The organism is Afipia sp. P52-10, from assembly GCF_000516555.1.
In the GTDB taxonomy this organism is placed as follows: Bacteria; Pseudomonadota; Alphaproteobacteria; order Rhizobiales; family Xanthobacteraceae; genus P52-10.
In genome coordinates this window covers 102,943-119,506 of the sequence record NZ_AZSJ01000004.1, presented here as the reverse complement: position 1 = coordinate 119,506, position 16,564 = coordinate 102,943, and the positions used below count along the sequence as shown (strand labels likewise).

Here is a 16,564-nt window from a genome sequence, read left to right as displayed (position 1 = left end):
ACAAGAACGGGAGAAGCCATCACCATGAATTTCGATTTTTCCGATGACCAGAAGCAGCTGCGCGATCAGGCGCGGCGGTTTCTTGCTGAGAAGTGCACGACCAAGCAGGTTCGGCAGGTGCTGGAAGGCAAGGATTCCTATGACCGCGCGTTGTGGAAGGGACTCGCGGAGCTTGGCTTCCTGGGCGTTGCCATTCCGGAGGAGTACGGCGGCAGCGGAGCGGGCCATCTGGAGTTGGCGGTGATCGCCGAAGAGCTCGGCCGGGCAGTGGCGCCGGTTCCGGTCGCCTCCTCGATCTATCTGGCTGCTGAGGCGATCATGATCGCTGGCACCGACGCCCAGAAGCGCAAGTACTTGCCGGGGCTCGCCTCAGGGGAGACGATCGGCACGCTTGCGCTGTTCGAAGGCAAGGGCAATCCTAATCCTGCCGCGATTAAGGCCAGCGTTTCGGGCGGGACGCTTTCGGGTGCGAAGACCCCGGTGGCGGACGGCGAGATTGCCGACTTCGCTGTCGTCGTCGCTCGCAGCGGCAACGCCGGCCGAGAGACCGATATCGCGCTCTACATCGTCGATCTCAAGGGCAAGGGTGTCAGCCGCCGTTCGCTGCAGAGCATCGATCCGACCCACAACCAGGCGGAGATCACCTTCAACGGCGCAGCAGCCGAACTGCTCGGCCGGGCCGAGGAGGGATGGAGTACGCTGAAGCAAGTGCTCGATCGCGCCGCGGTGCTGGTTGCTTTCGAGCAGGTCGGCGGTGCTGATCGTGCGCTCGAGATGGGCCGCGACTATGCGCTTGACCGCATGGCGTTCGGCCGTCCGATCGGCTCGTTCCAGGCGGTCAAGCATGTCCTGGCCGACATGTACGTCAATGCCACCCTGGCACGCTCCAATGCCTACTATGCGGCATGGGCGCTTTCGACCAACTCGTCGGAGTTGCCGGAAGCCGCCGCCGGCGCACGCATCAGCGCGACCCAGGCGTTTCAGCATTGCTCGAAGCAGAACATCCAGGTGCATGGCGGCATGGGCTTTACCTGGGAGTTCGACTGTCACCTCTACTATCGCCGTTCCAACGCCCTCGCGCTCGGTCTCGGCAGCCTGACCTATTGGGAAGACCAGTTGATCGACACCATGCGCGCCCGCAACACCGCAGCGGCCTGAGCGAGCCAATCGAGGATAGACCGATGAATTTCGACGATACCCCGCAAGAAGCAAAATTCCGTGCCGAAGTCCGGAGCTGGATCGCTGCCAATGCGCCGAAAGAGCTGGAAGCCGATCTCGCCAACAGCTCGGCGCGCGGCAGGATCAAGCTCGCCAACACCGATCTGCAGGCTGCCTCCAAGGCTTGGCAGAAGAAGAAGGCTGCCGCTGGCTGGGCCTGTTTGCAGTGGCCGAAGGAGTTCGGCGGTCGTGGTGCGACGCCGATCGAGCGTGTGATCTGGGATCAGGAGGAGGGCGTCTACAGCAAGCTCTCGGCGATGTTCATGATCGGCCAGGGCATGTGCGGCCCGACGGTGATGACTTACGCCAATGACGAGGTGAAGAAGCGTTTCCTGCCGCCGCTTGCATCGGGCGAGGAGGTGTGGTGCCAACTCTTCTCCGAGCCGTCGGCCGGATCGGACGTCGCCGGTCTTCGCACCAAGGCGGAGAAGGACGGCAACGACTGGATCATCAACGGTCAAAAGATCTGGACCTCGGGCGCCCACTATTCCGACTACGGCATTCTGATCGTTCGCACCGACCCGAACGTTCCGAAGCACCAGGGCCTTACCATGTTCATCTTGGACATGAAGGCACCCGGTGTCGAGGTGCGGCCAATCAAGCAGGCGAGCGGCGAGTCGAACTTCAATGAAGTGTACTTCACCAACGTTCGCATTCCCGATAGCCGTCGGCTCGGCAATGTCGGCGAAGGCTGGAACGTTTCGCTGACCACGCTGATGAACGAACGCTACTCGATCGGCGCACGGGTCGCGACCGGCTTCCCGGAAATGTGGGACTATTGCTCCAGCTTGATGCTCGACAGCGGTCCGGCAATCGAAGATCGCGCCGTTCGCTCCAAGCTCGCGACCTGGGCCACCCGCACCAACGGGCTGAAGTACACGACCTATCGCACCATCTCCGCGTTGTCGCGTGGCGACCGGCCGGGTCCGGAGAACTCGATCGGCAAACTGGTCGCGGGCAGCATGTTGCAGGACATCGGCATGTACGCGATGGAGCTTCAGGGCGCTGCTGGCGTGCTGGTGGAAGACGACCAGGCGGAAGGCGCCGGGCAATTCCAGAAGGTTGTGCTGTCGTCGCCGTCAGCGCGCATTGCGGGCGGCACCGATGAGGTGATGCGTAACATCATCGCGGAGCGTGTGCTGGGTCTGCCGGGTGACATCCGCGTCGACAAGAATGTGCCGTTCAACAAGATCCCGACTAAGGGACGGGCATGAGCGCCACCAGCACAAAGCCGTCGTCGAACCCGGCATCCAAGCAGGATGCCGGGGCGATCGATGTGTTGGAGGCGCTGCTCGCCGCGCGCTACTCCTGTCGGGCCTACAAGTCCGATCAGGTGCCGCGTTCGGTGATCGAGCGGATCGTTACCACCGCGCAACGCACCGCTTCGTGGTGCAACAGCCAACCCTGGCATGCGACGATCTTCAGCGGCGCTGAGACCGATCGTTTCCGCACGGCGATGTATACGGCTGCAAGCTCCGGCGGCGATGCGCCGACGGATTTCCCATGGCCACGGGAGTATCGCGACGTCTACTTGCAGCGTCGTCGCGAGAGCGGTTTCCAGCTCTACGATGCCGTCGGCATACCGAAGGGAGATCGAGCGGCGGGCGCGAAGCAGGCGCTGGAGAATTTCAAGTTTTTCGGCGCGCCGCATGTTGCGATCATCACCACCACCGAGCCGCTCGGCGTCTATGGCGCGGTGGATTGCGGTGCGTATGTCGCTAATTTCATGCTCGCGGCGCAGGCGCTCGGGGTGGGCTCCATCGCGCAGGCGGCCCTTGCACGCCGACCCGACGTGATCCGTGAGTACCTGAAGCTGCCGGCGGATCGTCTGGTAGTGTGCGGTATCTCGTTTGGCTATCCGGCACATGATGTACCGATCAACAGCTATCGCACTTCCCGTGCGCCGTTGTCCGAAGCGGTGACGTTCGTCGGGGAGTAGGGATACCTCGGCGTCATGCCCGCGCAGGCGGGCATCGAGTACGCCGTAAGGCTCTTGATGAAGACGCTGACGTTCTGGAAGGCTGTGTCCCCACTTTCGCGAGGACGCAGTCTTCTTCATTGGGCCACTAGATACGCGACAGCCTTCTCCTTCGACACCGGCGTATCGCTGAGCAACAGATCAGCCATCTCGCTCTCAGCCCTGCCTGCACCGGCTGCAAACGGATCACGCGCGGTGAGGTGGTGATCCACCACCAGCTTTGACAGTAGAAGGCGACGCGCATCGCCGCGCTTCTCCAGCACGCGTTCGGCCTCCCAGGCCATCACCACAGCGCTCGCCGTGTGATACAGCATGCTGGTGGCCCGGCGAGCATCCGCCTCGTTGTCGGCCTTGGCCGCAACCGTCTGGGCGAATGCGATCGCGCGGTCGGTGAGCTTGCGCAGGTGGTCGCGATAGGTTGCGGGCAGGGACGATGCTTCCTGCAACCGTGCGTGCAGGTCGGCGGCGAGCGCGCCTTCCGCATGATGGCGCCCGATGGCTCGGGTGATCGCATCCAACGCGATGATGTTGCCGGTGCCTTCCCAGATCGAGCCGAGATGCGCGTCCCGCAGCAGGCGGGCGGTAGCAAATTCCTCCACATAGCCGATGCCGCCGCGCATCTCGAGCGCATCGCCGCACACCTTGCGCGCATCGCGGGTGGAGCGGAACTTCAACACTGGTGTCAGGATGCGCAGCAGCGTTGCTGCTTCCTGGCTTCCCCCGCGCTCGGCGCGGTCCAGCGCGGCCGCAGTCGAGAAGCACATCGAGAGTGCCTGTTCCACCGGCAGCATGATCTTCAACAATTGCCGCTTCGCCAGCGGCAGATCGATGATGCGGCTGCCGAACACCACGCGCCCGCGTGCCACGGTCAATGCATCCTGCAACGCACGGCGCATCAGCGCCGTGGACTTCACGCCATTTGAGAGGCGTGACCAGTTCACCATCTCGGCCATCTGCAAGAAGCCGCGATCAAGCGAGCCGACTGCGTAGGCAATGGCGCCGTCAAATTTGATCTCGCCGGAAGCCATCGAACGGGTGCCGAGCTTGTCCTTCAGACGGACAATTCGGTAGTGGTTCGGCGCGCCGTCGTCGAACTTGCGGGGCATCAGGAACAGGCCCACGCCACGCGTGCCGGATTTGCCGCCGTCGGGGCGGGCGAGAAGCATGGCAATGCCGGCGTCGGCGTTCGAGCAGAACCATTTCTCACCATAGAGCCGCCAGTGATCGCCTTCCTGTTTGGCGACCGTGGTCAGGCTGCCGACATCCGAGCCACCCTCCTTCTCGGTCATGAACTGTGCGCCCTGCGTCAGCTTCGCCATATCGGTCTGCGTCAGGCCATCGAGGTATTTGTCTTGCAGTGCCTTGTCGCCGAACCGCGACAGCAGCATGGCGCCGCCATCGGTAACATTGATCGGACAACCGAGACCGAATTCCGCCTGATTGAACAGATAGGTGAAGGCGTGTTTGGCAGTCGCGGGATAGGTGTCGTTCCAGCCCAGGATGCCTTTGCGATGTGACATCGCGTGAATGCCGAATTCACCGAAGGCGACACGTTCCAGTTCGCGATAGGCGGGATGATATTCGATAGACTGCTCGTCGCGGCCAAAGCGATCGCGCTGATGCAGGATCGGCGTATGCCGGTCGGCCAACCGCGCACAATCGTCGAGGTGGCCGCCGGCCAGCGCACCCAGCCGGTCGAGATGCGGTTCGATATGCCGCCAAAGGTTCTCCGGCAGATGGATCTGCAGAATGTCCTGTAACGATTGATCTGCGCGAAAGAAGTTCTGCCCCGTCGTGTCAGGCGCAATGGCGTCGGACGATTGTCTGGCGGTGGCGGTCATTCAGGCTCCTCCCGAAGATCATCTGGTTCTGCAAGATGGTACGAACTTGCTCGACCGAGGTGGCAATTGCAATCGCTGAAACCGCCGCAGGCGTGCGGACCGGCCTGTGGAATAGCTCATGGCTGTGACGCAGCGAGAGGCGGCCAAGTGCCTGTCCTTTATGGGGATTGCTGAAACCGGTCGTGGTTGCGCGGGGGCTGTAGCTTGCGTAAGAGAGGAGAACAATAACCTCTGCCGGAGAAGCACGATGACCCGCCTGCCGATGATCGCCGAAGACAAGCTCACCGATGCGCAACGCAAGGCCATCAAAGCGGTGACGGCAGGCAAGCGCGCCGGCGTCCGCGGTCCTTTCCCGGCGCTGCTGCGCAGCCCGGAGCTGTGCCAGCACACGGCGACGCTCGGGGAGTTCCTGCGCTTCAACACGTCGCTGCCGCCACGGCTGTCGGAGATGGCTATCTGCATCACCGCCTATCACTGGCGCGCGCAGTACGAGTGGTTTGCGCACGCGCCGCTGGCGCTGAAGGGCGGGTTGTCGGAAGACGTGCTCGAAGCGATCCGCACCGGTCTGAAGCCCGCCAAGATGGCGGCCGACGAGGCGGTGATCTATGAAGTTTGCAACGAACTCTACAACACCAAGCGGCTGAGCGACGCGACCTACAAGAAGGGGGTCGATGCATTCGGCGAGAACGGCTTGATGGAGATCCTCGGCATCAGCGGCTACTACTCACTGGTGTCGATGGTGCTCAACACGGCGCAGGTTGCGTTACCGGAAGGCGAGACCAATCCGTTCCCGGAGTGAGAGGCCGAAGCGGCTCGCCACCCTAAGCATCATGCCCGCGCAGGCGGGCATCCAGTACGCCTTATTTTCTCGGCGCTATCGCAGGCGATACAGATGATCAGGTTCCAGCTGTCGTGGGACGACGGCTCATATTGGCGTCACGTGTCGATGCCGCCGTTGACGCCGATCATCTGACCGTTGACGAAGCCGCCGGCATCCGAGCACAGAAGCCCGCACATCGCTGCGATTTCCTCCGCAGTGCCGACGCGTCGCACCGGAATCTCTTTCGCCAGTTCGCCAAGCCGCGCCTGCCGCGCGGTGTTGCCACCGGTCGTGTCGATCACGCCCGGCGAGATCGCGTTAATGGTAATGCCTTGTGGGCCGAATTCGCGGGCCAGCGTCTTGGTCAGTCCCCACAATCCATGCTTGGCCACGGAGGTCGTGACATGGCCGGGGAAGCCGCGCATGGCGTTGCGGCCGGTCATCATGACGATGCGGCCCCAGCCCTGCGCGATCATGCCTGGAATGAAGGCTTGCGACAGATAGATCGCGCTCTCAAGATTCGTACCCATCACCCGCCGCCAGTCTTCCTCGGTGTTTTCAAGGAAAGGCTTGTCGGGACGGATCGCGGCATTGGCAACGAGCACATCGACGGTGTCCAGCAGGTCAAGCGCTTCCATGGCCGCTCGCTTAGCGTCCGCAGGAATGCCGACGTCGGCCATGATCACATGCGTCTTTACACCCTTCGCCGCCGCCTCCGCCGCGACGGCTTCGCAGGCAGCGCGGTCCTGCCGGCCGTTGACGATAACGTTGTAGCCGCGTGTTGCGAGATCGAGCGCAACCGCGCGGCCGATATTCTTGCCCGCGCCGGTGACGAAAGCCGTGTGTGTCTGTGGCATCGATGCCTCCCGTTGATTGTGCTTGCTGCAAAAGAAACGGCGGGCTTTCGGCCCGCCGTTTCGTTCTAGCGTTGCATGGGATTTAGCCGGCCTTCTTCAGGTCACCGGCCTTGACCGCGTCGGCCATCTTCACCGGCGGCACGACTGGGGTGACGCCGACCATGATCGTGCTCGGAACGCGCTCGATCAGTTCGTCAACGGTGAACAGCGAGCCGTCATTGTAGATCGCCCGATGATCGTCGCCATAGACGTAGGTGTTGATCAGTCCCTTTTCGACATGGAACACATGGCCGTTGATGATGTCGGCCTGGTCAGTCGCGAGATAGGCAACCATCGGTGCGATATGCTCCGGGCCACGGCCGGCAAAGAAGCGATCATATTGCTCCTGGCTGATAAGGCCGGCTTCGAGCTTGCGCTTCTGGTTGGCGATCACGGCGTCGTTCATCATCATGCGGGTGTCGGCGGCCGGGCAGATCGCGTTGGCGGTGATGCCGAACTTTGCGCATTCCTTGGCGATCGAGCGGGTGAGGCCGATAATGCCGGCCTTCGCTGCCGAGTAGTTGCACTGGCCGACCGAACCCTTGAACGCATCCGAGGAGAAGTTGATGATGCGGCCGTAGCCGGCGTTGCGCATGTACTTGATGGCGTGATGCGACATGTTCCAGTGTCCCTTGAGATGGACAGTGACAACCGCATCGAAATCGTCCTCCGACATGTTCCAGATCATGCGCTCGCGCAGCATGCCGGCGACGTTCACCAGGATATCGATCTTGCCGTAATCCTCGACGCACTTGCGCACCATGGCGCCTGCCTTCTGGTAATCGGCGACGCTGTCGTAGTTTGCCTGCGCCTTGCCGCCAGCGGCCTTGATCTCGGCGACGACATCATCAGCCGGGCGCTCCTCGGTCGCCTCGCCGCCACGGCCCACGCCCGGATCGTTGACGATGACGCTTGCGCCCTCCTTGGCGAGCAGCAGGGCGATGTCGCGGCCGATGCCACGGCCCGCGCCGGTGACGATCGCGGCTTTTCCTTTGAGATGCATGGGTTTTCTCCCTCTGTCGTTGGGCGTTGGATGGACTGTGTTTGATCCCGCTGTTGTTCCACATGCAGGTGGAACGTCAAGCGTTTCATCGCGGCGGAATTTCATAGTCCCCATGTGCCGGGATGCACCGGAAGCCTGGTTCGCATATGCAGCGTCCGTTTTCGGTTTCTCGGCAGGGGTGTGTTCCAAATCTTGGAAAACGGGTTCCAGCGAACGAACCTGCTCGCCCGGCTGAATGCGGGTTCATGTCTGCAACGAAATTCCGGCCCTCGCGCGATATTGCTGTGATGGCGGAAATGAACCGGAACGGCGGCATCTACGTGGCGTTAAGCGCGGGTGACGTGTTTGACCCTAGGGGCTCGTAACCATCCAAGGGAAACGACGATGAAAAGGATCAATGTTCTTTCGGCTATCTCTGCGGCCGCCTTGCTCGGCATCTCAAGCGTGGCATTGGCGCAAGGAACGGGGACCTCACCGGGGTCGAGTAGCACGCCTCCGGGCAACACCATGCAGCGCCAGCAGACCCCGGACTCCGGTGGTTCGAACGGGACGATGCAGAATGAGCGTGGCGGCGGTTCAATGTCGGGCGATCGGATGAGCCCGTCACAGTCCCAGGGACACACTCAAGGACAGGTCCCAGGACAAGGCCAAGGCGCGCAAAATGAAAAGGGCCAGAAGTCCAACCAGGCCCAGGAGCGAGGTCCGGCCGGAAGCAAGCAGCCCACGCAAGCGCAGGACCAGCGCCAGCCCGCGGGCAAAGCGCAGCCAAACCAGGCTCAGGACCAACACAGTCCAGCCAGCAAGTCACAGCCAAGTCAGGCTCAGGATCAGCGGGGCCCGGCCGGCGATAAGATGGGCGCAGACGCGAAAGGTGACAAATCGGGCTCGACTGTCGGTTCGGCACCGGCAGGTGGCGTCAATCTGACGACGGAGCAGCGCACCGAAATTCGCCAGACCGTGCTGACGGCGAACGCGCCGCGCGCGACGAACGTCAACTTCGCCGTCAGCGTCGGTACGGTGGTGCCGCGGAGCGTCCATGTGGTCGAGGTGCCGCAGACGATCGTGCGGATTCATCCGCAGTGGCGTGGCTATCGCTACTTCGTGGTGAATGATGAGATCGTCATCGTCGAGCCACGAACGCTGAAGATCGTCGCCGTGCTTGACGTTTAGGGTCCGGATACCGGATTCGGTCAGAGGCTCTGATCGATAGGAGGCGGCCGGCGGCTCGTCGGCCGCCTTCATTTGAGGAAGGCTTTACCTCGGATTTGTCTTATGAAGCCTTGGCGGATGCCGGTTCGCTCGGTGGAACTGGCGATTCCGAGCTGCCGGCCATAGCCCCGCCGTCGATGGGCAGGATCACTCCCGTTACCCAGCGCGACTCGTCGCTCGCCAGATACAATGCGCCGTAGCCGATGTCCCAGCCGGTTCCTTCGGTGCCGAGCAGTGTGCGGTTCTTGCGCGCCTCGCGCATCTCCGATGTCATGCCGCGCGAATATACCATCGGCGTATAAACGGTGCCCGGGGTGATGCAGTTGATACGAATGCCTTCGCGACCGTGATGGGCGGCCATCGCCCGTGTCAGGTTCACCACCGCGCCCTTCGACGTCGGATAGAGCAGGGACGGATGTCCACCCTTCAGTCCTGCCACCGAGGCGATATTGACGATAGCGCCACCGCCAGTCTTCTTCATCTCGGGGATGGCGTATTTCGACATCATCACCATCGATGAGACGTTGACGCGCATCGCCTTTTCCCAGGCTTCCATATCGACCTCGACCGCGTTGCCGCGCGGCCCGGTGATCCCGACGTTGTTGATCAGGATGTCGAGACGGCCAAAGGTGTCGATTGCTTTGGCGACGATCGATCGGCAAGCAGCAGCATCGGCCACATCGGCCTGAACGATGATCGAAGTGCCGCCCTCCTGTCCGATGAGCCTTTCGGTTTCCTTCGCCCAGTCGGCCACCATATCCACCAGCACTACTTTTGCGCCGTGCCGTGCCAGGACTATAGCGGTGGCGCGGCCATTGCCGATGCCGTCGCCGCGCGAGCCAGCGCCGGTGACGATCGCGACCTTGCCTTCGAGCCTGTTGTCCTTCCGTCCCATGTCCATCGTTGCCGTTTCCTCCGATTTACCGGGCGACACTACTGCAGTCTTGGCGCGACAGAAACTCGCCGGGGCACGGGAATGTTCTGGAATCTGGAACGAAAGCTTCCAAACGGGAGCTTTCCAGAAAAGGAAAAACCGGGTTTCCGTTTTGACCATGCCAAGGTGCGACCAGGCGTGATATCCGAATCATGAGCCGCACAGGGATGCCGCGGCCGGCCATAAAGCATCTTTCGGGGAGGGACCGACCTTGAACGAGGCCAAACCAACAGCCGCTGCTACCTCCGATCACCCGTTGCCTGATGATTTCTTTTGGCCGAAGTCTATCGCGTTGATCGGTGCCTCGCCGGACCAGCATACGATCCGCGGCCGGCTGATGCACTTCATCGTCAAGAACAAATTTCCAGGTAAGCTCTATCCGGTTAACCCGACCCACAAGGAGATCGAAGGCTACAAGACCTATCCGAGCGTGACGGCGATCGGCATGCCGGTCGATCTTGCGATCATCGTCATTCCCGCCAAGCTCGTGGTGGATGTGGTCGAGGAATGTGCGCAGGCCGGTGTGCGCAATGTGATGATCATTGCTTCGGGTTTTGCGGAGGAGGGTGGTGCCGCATCTGGTCTGCAGGAGAGGCTCGCCGAGATTTCCAACCGCACAGGCATCCGCATCGCGGGTCCCAATTGCGAGGGTTACTTCAACGCACTTGCGGACGTTGCTGCGACGTTCAGCCCGGTAGTGGAAAATCTCGCCAAAGAACGAGAAACCGTGTTCGAGATCGCACCCGACAAGCGGGTCGGCGTGGTCTCGCAGAGCGGCGGTCTTGGCTTTGCTCTCTATACGCGCGGGCGTGCTGCGGGCCTGAGCTTCAGCTACGTCATCTCATCCGGCAACGAGGTCGATCTCTCCACGGCGCACTACCTCGAATATATGGTGGGCGATCCGCATACGCAGATCGTCATGCTATTGTGTGAAACGATCCGGGACGGCGAGCGCTTCAAGCGCGCTGCGCGGGAGGCCGAGCGGTTGGGCAAGCCGATCATCGTTATCAAGATCGGTCATTCGGATGCAGGTGCTCGCGCTGCCGCATCGCATACGGCTTCGCTCACGGGATCGCAGACCGCCTATCATGCGGTGTTCGAACGTTATGGGGTCATCGAGGCAAACGATCTGGATGAAGCCGTTGCCATCGCGGCGGTGTTTGCGACATGTCCGCTACCTCAGGGGCGCCGTGTCGGTATCGTCACCGGATCCGGCGGGGGCGGCGCAATAGCCGCCGACATGTTGTCGGGTTTCGGGTTGCAGGTGCCGGCGCTGTCGGAAGCCGTACAGCGGACAATCCGTCCGCTAATCCCGCCCCATGCCTCGCCGCAGAATCCGGTCGATATCACCGCGCAAGGTGGGCAGACTGGACCGGTGATGATGACATGCATGGAGATCCTCGACGCCTGCGACGATGTCGACATGGTGTTGGTGATCGTCTCCACCGCTCGCGAGAATGGCGTCTCGCTGATCGCCGAGCGCATGCAGACGGTGTTGAAGCGGGGTGCATCGCCGGTGGTGATCTGGACCTACACGCTGCCCTCTGTGATCGGCCGTAAAACCGCGGCGCAGGCGGGTGCTGTGCTGCTGTCAGATATTCGTTTGCTCGCGCTCGCACTCGCTAAGCTTGCCGACTATGCAGAGCACCGTCGGAAGCTGAATCCTGAACGAGAAATTGGCGAGAAGCCACTGGCGCTGCCGACCGATCTGCCGCGCGCATTGAGCGAGCATCGGGTCAAGACACTCTTCGCGCCTTATGGATTGTCTTCGGACGGCGAAACGCTCGTTACCTCGGCGGAGGGCGCAGTGAAGGCCGCGACCAAGCTGGGATTTCCTGTCGTGCTGAAGATCCAGTCGCCCGATATTCTACACAAGACCGAGATCGGCGGCGTGAAACTGCATCTGAACGATGCGCAGGCGGTATCGATGGCGTATGGCGAGATCGTCCAGGCGGCGAAGGCGCACAAGCCGGATGCCCGTATCGAGGGCGTTCTGGTGCAGAAGATGGCGCCGAGAGGCCACGAACTCGTCATCGGCATGGTCAACGACGCGACCTTCGGGCCTATCATGATGGTCGGTTTCGGTGGTGTGACCGTTGAGTTGTTCGGCGACGTCGTGCATGCACCTGCGCCCTTGAGTGTCGATGAAGCCGCGGCTCTGATCCGGCGGCTGAAGTCGGCACGGCTGCTCGAAGGCTTTCGAGGCACGAAACCGGTCGATATCAAGCCCGCAGCCATGCTGGTCTCGCGCCTGTCGGAAGCCGCCGTTGCCAATGCCGGCCGCATCGCCGAGATGGAGTTCAATCCGGTCATCCTGCATGCGGATGGATCGGGTCTCAGTGTTGCCGACGCGCTGGTGTTGTTGAAGCCGACGGGCTAGAACGCGCGCAGTCAATCCAATCACCAGACAACCCAAGAAGAGGATGAAAGCCCATGGGCGATATCAATGTCAGCAAGAGTGGCCATGTGGCGACGGTGGAGATCAACCGCCCGCCAAACAATTTCCTCGATATGGATCTGATCGGCGAGTTGGCCTCGACATTCGAGGCGCTCGACAACGATGTGCAGTGCCGGGCCATCGTGCTCTGTTCGGCGGGCAAGCATTTCTGCGCCGGAGCCAATCTCGGCCAACGGCTGGCGAACGAGGCGGCCGGCAAGTCGGAGGTGCCAGGCAAGCACCTCTACCATGAGGCTAACCGGCTCATCCGCACCAAGAAGCCATTCATCGCAGCGGTGCAGGGGGCTGCGATCGGCGCGGGGTGCGGTCTTGCACTTGCCGCAGATTTCCGCGTCGGCTGTTCGGATGCGCGCTTCAGCGCCAACTTCACCCGCCAAGGTTATCATCCCGGCTTCGGCATGACACGGACTTTGCCGCGCGTGGTCGGCATTCAGAAGGCAACCTGGCTGTTCTACACCGGCGAGCGCATTGACGGCGAAGAAGCAATGAAGATCGGTCTCGTAGACCGGTTGGTCGCGCTCGACAAGGTGCGCGAGACGGCTCATGAGATGGCGGAGGAAATCGCCCGCTCTGCGCCGCTCGCCGTGGTTGCCACCCGCGCGACGCTGCGCCGCGAATTGGAGCTGGAGTTTGCGGCAGCGACCGAGCGTGAGTTCTTCGAACAAGCCTGGCTGCGCGCGACCGACGACTACAAGGAAGGCGTCAAGGCGATGAACGAGCGTCGTCTACCGAACTTCAAGGCGAACTGAGGGGCTTACCTCGCCCCCATTTGCGGGGAGAGGTCGGAAGCCGAGCGTCAGCGAAGTCTCCGGGTGAGGGCGTGTTCAGTGCAGCGCCATTTCTCCCTCTCCGCGCGAGCGGGAAGAGGGAGAAATGCGCATCGTCGTGCGTCCTATCATGAGATCAACGCCGCTTTCTCGAGCAGGATTGAAGTGCGCTAAGACTCTCACCGCGCATCCTCTAGGACCATCGCCGATCCCTTTTCGGCAATCATCGCGGTGGGCGTGTTGGTGTTGCCGGAGGTGATCGTCGGCATCACTGAGGCGTCGACGACCCGCAGGCCGTTCAGGAAATGCACGCGCAGACGTTCGTCTACGACAGCGCTGGGGTCTGTGACAGCGCCCATTTTCGCCGTGCCGACGGGGTGGAAGATCGTCGTGCCGATGTCGCCGGCGGCTTTTGCCAGCGCTGCATCCTCATCGCCGACCGCCGGACCCGGCAGAAATTCTTCCGGGTGGTACTTCGCCAGCGCCTGTTGCTTCATCAGTTTGCGGGTGACGCGGATTGCGTCTGCGGCGACCTGCCTGTCCTCGTCCGTGGCCAGATAGTTCGGCGCGATGATCGGCGCCGCGTCGATCTCGGCGCTGCGCAGCTTGATCGTACCGCGCGAGGTCGGACGCAGATTGCAGGCACTGGCCGTGATCGCAGGGAAAGTGTGCAGCGGGTCGCCGAACTTGTCGAGCGACAGCGGCTGGATGTGGAATTGAATGTTGGCACGCTCCTGGCGTGTATCCGAGCGGGTGAAGATTCCGAGCTGGGAGGGCGCCATGGTCAGGGGTCCGCGGCGGCGAAACGCGTAGTCGAGACCCATGAGCCCACGCCTGAACAGTGAGTGGTAGGTCTCGTTCAAGGTACGGACGCCACTCACCTTGTAGATCGCGCGCTGCTGCAGATGATCCTGCAGGTTACGGCCGACACCCGGCCGATCCAGCACCACGTCGATGCCGAGCGGGCTCAGCCATTCGCCAGGGCCGATCCCGGACCGCTGCAGGATCTGAATCGAGCCGATCGAGCCGGCCGCGAGGATCACCTCACGTCGGGCACGCGCCTGCTTCACCTCATTGCCGAGGCGGAAGTGTACGCCGGTGGCGCGGCCTTGCTCGATCGTCAGCCGATCGACGACAACGCCGGTGATCAGGCGCAGATTCGGACGATGCAGTGCCGGTTTCAAGAAGCCGCGCGCAGACGACCAGCGGCGCCCACGCTTCTGGTTGACATGGAAGTAGCCGAAGCCTTCATTGTCCCCGGTGTTAAAGTCGGGACGCGCGGGGATGCCCATCTCGCGCGCCGCTTCGCCGACCGCGTCCAGCACCGTCCAGGACAGGCGCGGGGCCTCGATCCGCCAGCCGCCTCCAATCCCGTGATGTTCGCTTTCGCCGAGGAAATGGTCCTCTAGCCGCCGGAACACCGGGCGTACGTCATCCCAACCCCAGCCGGTGAGCCCCAATTGCCGCCAGTGATCGTAGTCCGCCGCTTGGCCGCGCATCGAGATCATGGCGTTGATCGCCGACGAGCCGCCGATCACCTTGCCGCGTGGATAGGCGAGCGCTCGACCATTCAGGCCGGGCTCCGCCTCGGTCTTGAACATCCAGTCCGAGCGTGGATTGCCGATCGCGAACAGATAGCCGACTGGAATGTGGAACCAGATCCAGTTGTCGCGTCCGCCAGCTTCCAGCAACAGCACGCGCTTTGACGGATCAGCGGAGAGACGGTTGGCGAGAATGCAGCCCGCCGTGCCGGCACCAACGACGATGTAGTCGTAGTCACCGTCGAGGGCAGAGGCGGTCATCGTCGTCATTGATCAGGTTCTCTTTTCATCAGCTCCTCATGGTGAGCGCGAAGCAGCATCTCGAACCATGAGGCTCCGTTATATCTCATCTTGTGAAACGGCCGCCGTGCGGCCTTCTCAAGGCGAGGCCGTCACTGTTAGTTCGTGATGCCAAGAATTTTCTGCGCGGCGCGCAGGTGCGGCTTGTCGATCATCTTGCCGTCGATTCTCACCACACCTGCGGTCGGATCCTTCGCGAACGCCTCGACGATGGCCTTGGCATGCGCGACCTCCTCCTCGGTCGGCGTGAAGGCGGCATTCACCACGTCCACATGCTTTGGATGGATGATGGCCTTCGATAGGAAGCCGTCGCGACGGGCGGCGATCGCTTCCTCGCGCAAACCCTCCAGATCCTCGATGTCTGCATAGATCGTGTCGATCGGCACGACGCCGGCAGCGGCTGCGCCAATCAGACAGAGGTCACGCGCCAGCAGGTAAGGCGAGTGGAACTTGCCATTGGTGCGGTTGCGTGTGGCGCCGAGCGAGGCGGCTAAATCCTCGCCGCCCCACATCATCCCCCAGAGCCGCTTGCTGCAGCCGGCGAAGGTGTCGAGCTTCAGCACCGCCATGGCGGTTTCGCTTGCCACCGGCACGATGCGAATGTGGCCGTTCGGGAGGCCGTTCGCGGCTTCGAACGCATCGAGGTAGAGCGACAGCTTGTCGATGTCGGCGCCGCCCTCGCATTTCGGCAAGACGATGCCGTCCGGCTTGCCTGGCACGATTGCGGCCAAATCATCCAGCGTCAGTCCAGTGTCGAGCGCGTTGACGCGGACATAGAGCTTCTGTTTGCCGCCAATGCCCGCCTTCAGCATGTCACGCACGATGCCGCGTGCGCCCGCCTTCTGGTCCGGCGCGACCGAATCCTCAAGATCGAGGATCAATGCGTCGGCGTTGGTTTTGCGGGCGCTTTCGAACTTGCGGGTGCTATCACCGGGGACAAACAGGAAGGTGCGCATCGTTGTTTATGCCTTCGGCTTGCAGTGCATCAGGCCGGTGCGGCGACAGATCGCCACCACTTCGCCTCGCTGATTGGTGGCCGTATGCTCGAACTCGACGATGCCCTGATTGGGGCGCGACTTGCTCTGGCGTACGGAAATGATCTTGGTGTGCGCCTTCAGCGTATCGCCATGGAACACCGGCTTCGGGAAGCGGACATCGGTCATGCCCAGATTGCCGATCGTGGTGCCAAGGGTGGTGTCGTACACGCTCATGCCGATCATGATGCCCAGCGTGTAGATGCTGTTGAACAGCCGTTGGCCGAACTCGGTCCCTTCCGAGAAATGCGCGTCGATGTGCAGCGGCTGCGGGTTCAGGGTCATGAGGCTGAACGCGGTGTTGTCCGCTTCTGTTACCGTGCGGCTGAACGCATGGTGAAACTCCTGGCCGACGTAGAATTCCTCGAAGTAAAGCCCTGGCATCGCTCGCTCCGCTCAGTGTTGTTTTGCCTGATGGTCTTTCTATCGTCATTCCCAGGTGCGAGCAAAGCGCGGGCTCCCGGAATCCATAGCGGTCGCGGGATATGGAGACCTGGGGCCCGCAATGACGATATCTGGCCCGGGATAGTCGCCAGCTCGAAGCCGTTGCCTCAACCGGATCCGA

Annotated in this window: 14 protein-coding genes; 7 read left to right on the top strand and 7 right to left on the bottom strand. The window is 62.2% G+C overall.

Going from position 1 to position 16,564, the window contains the following annotated elements; genetic code table 11:
- The first annotated feature begins 24 nt into the window (after nucleotides 1–24).
- The 3 genes from X566_RS15520 to X566_RS15510 are packed head-to-tail and all read left to right on the top strand — an operon-like array spanning nucleotide 25 to nucleotide 3,157.
- Nucleotides 25–1,158, top strand: a complete 1,134-nt coding sequence (locus tag X566_RS15520; protein ID WP_034469134.1) for an acyl-CoA dehydrogenase family protein — start codon at nucleotides 25–27, stop codon at nucleotides 1,156–1,158.
- 23 nt (nucleotides 1,159–1,181) lie between these two features.
- Complete coding sequence (locus X566_RS15515) at nucleotides 1,182–2,432, top strand: acyl-CoA dehydrogenase (protein WP_034469124.1); 1,251 nt, start codon at nucleotides 1,182–1,184, stop codon at nucleotides 2,430–2,432.
- Nucleotides 2,429–3,157 carry a nitroreductase gene (locus X566_RS15510; RefSeq protein WP_051444231.1) on the top strand — a complete coding sequence of 243 codons (729 nt, stop codon included), beginning with the start codon at nucleotides 2,429–2,431 and terminating at the stop codon, nucleotides 3,155–3,157. Before X566_RS15515 ends, X566_RS15510 begins: the two co-directional genes overlap by 4 nt.
- A 116-nt stretch (nucleotides 3,158–3,273) precedes the next feature.
- On the opposite strand, the gene X566_RS15505 is transcribed toward X566_RS15510, so the two are convergent.
- On the bottom strand, nucleotides 3,274–5,037 hold the full coding sequence (locus X566_RS15505; RefSeq protein WP_034469120.1) for an acyl-CoA dehydrogenase family protein: 1,764 nt from the start codon (nucleotides 5,035–5,037) through the stop codon (nucleotides 3,274–3,276).
- A gap of 247 nt (nucleotides 5,038–5,284) precedes the next feature.
- Here X566_RS15505 and X566_RS15500 point away from each other — a divergent pair, with 247 nt between their 5' ends.
- The gene (locus X566_RS15500; RefSeq protein ID WP_034469118.1) at nucleotides 5,285–5,836 is read left to right on the top strand and encodes a carboxymuconolactone decarboxylase family protein; all 552 of its coding nucleotides are present in this window, start codon (nucleotides 5,285–5,287) and stop codon (nucleotides 5,834–5,836) included.
- Between the two features lie 137 nt (nucleotides 5,837–5,973).
- Here X566_RS15500 and X566_RS15495 read toward each other — a convergent pair whose 3' ends face one another.
- Both X566_RS15495 and X566_RS15490 read right to left on the bottom strand, forming a co-directional pair.
- Entirely contained in the window at nucleotides 5,974–6,714 is a 741-nt protein-coding gene (locus X566_RS15495; protein WP_034469116.1) for an SDR family NAD(P)-dependent oxidoreductase, read from the bottom strand.
- An 82-nt stretch (nucleotides 6,715–6,796) separates the two neighbouring features.
- Nucleotides 6,797–7,756 carry an SDR family NAD(P)-dependent oxidoreductase gene (locus tag X566_RS15490; RefSeq protein WP_051444230.1) on the bottom strand — a complete coding sequence of 320 codons (960 nt, stop codon included), beginning with the start codon at nucleotides 7,754–7,756 and terminating at the stop codon, nucleotides 6,797–6,799.
- An 852-nt stretch (nucleotides 7,757–8,608) separates the two neighbouring features.
- Here X566_RS15490 and X566_RS25040 point away from each other — a divergent pair.
- Complete coding sequence (locus tag X566_RS25040) at nucleotides 8,609–8,926, top strand: DUF1236 domain-containing protein (RefSeq protein WP_051444229.1); 318 nt, start codon at nucleotides 8,609–8,611, stop codon at nucleotides 8,924–8,926.
- A 100-nt stretch (nucleotides 8,927–9,026) separates the two neighbouring features.
- On the opposite strand, the gene X566_RS15475 is transcribed toward X566_RS25040, so the two are convergent.
- Complete coding sequence (locus X566_RS15475) at nucleotides 9,027–9,866, bottom strand: SDR family NAD(P)-dependent oxidoreductase (RefSeq protein WP_034469112.1); 840 nt, start codon at nucleotides 9,864–9,866, stop codon at nucleotides 9,027–9,029.
- A gap of 244 nt (nucleotides 9,867–10,110) precedes the next feature.
- On the opposite strand from X566_RS15475, the gene X566_RS15470 reads away from it, so the two are divergent.
- A complete protein-coding gene (locus X566_RS15470; RefSeq protein WP_081740258.1) occupies nucleotides 10,111–12,279 on the top strand; it encodes an acetate--CoA ligase family protein in 2,169 nt (722 codons plus the stop codon).
- Nucleotides 12,280–12,332: 53 nt separating this feature from the next.
- Complete coding sequence (locus X566_RS15465; RefSeq protein WP_034469108.1) at nucleotides 12,333–13,106, top strand: enoyl-CoA hydratase/isomerase family protein; 774 nt, start codon at nucleotides 12,333–12,335, stop codon at nucleotides 13,104–13,106.
- Nucleotides 13,107–13,303: 197 nt separating this feature from the next.
- Here the strand turns inward: X566_RS15465 and X566_RS15460 are convergent, their stop codons facing one another.
- From X566_RS15460 to X566_RS15450, 3 genes are all read right to left on the bottom strand, one after another.
- Nucleotides 13,304–14,926 (bottom strand): GMC family oxidoreductase, encoded by a 1,623-nt coding sequence (locus tag X566_RS15460; protein ID WP_034469733.1) that lies wholly within the window; start codon nucleotides 14,924–14,926, stop codon nucleotides 13,304–13,306.
- A gap of 137 nt (nucleotides 14,927–15,063) precedes the next feature.
- Nucleotides 15,064–15,921 carry a CoA ester lyase gene (locus X566_RS15455; RefSeq protein ID WP_034469106.1) on the bottom strand — a complete coding sequence of 286 codons (858 nt, stop codon included), beginning with the start codon at nucleotides 15,919–15,921 and terminating at the stop codon, nucleotides 15,064–15,066.
- Nucleotides 15,922–15,927: 6 nt separating this feature from the next.
- On the bottom strand, nucleotides 15,928–16,383 hold the full coding sequence (locus tag X566_RS15450) for a MaoC family dehydratase (protein ID WP_034469104.1): 456 nt from the start codon (nucleotides 16,381–16,383) through the stop codon (nucleotides 15,928–15,930).
- Between the last annotated feature and the right edge of the window lie 181 nt (nucleotides 16,384–16,564).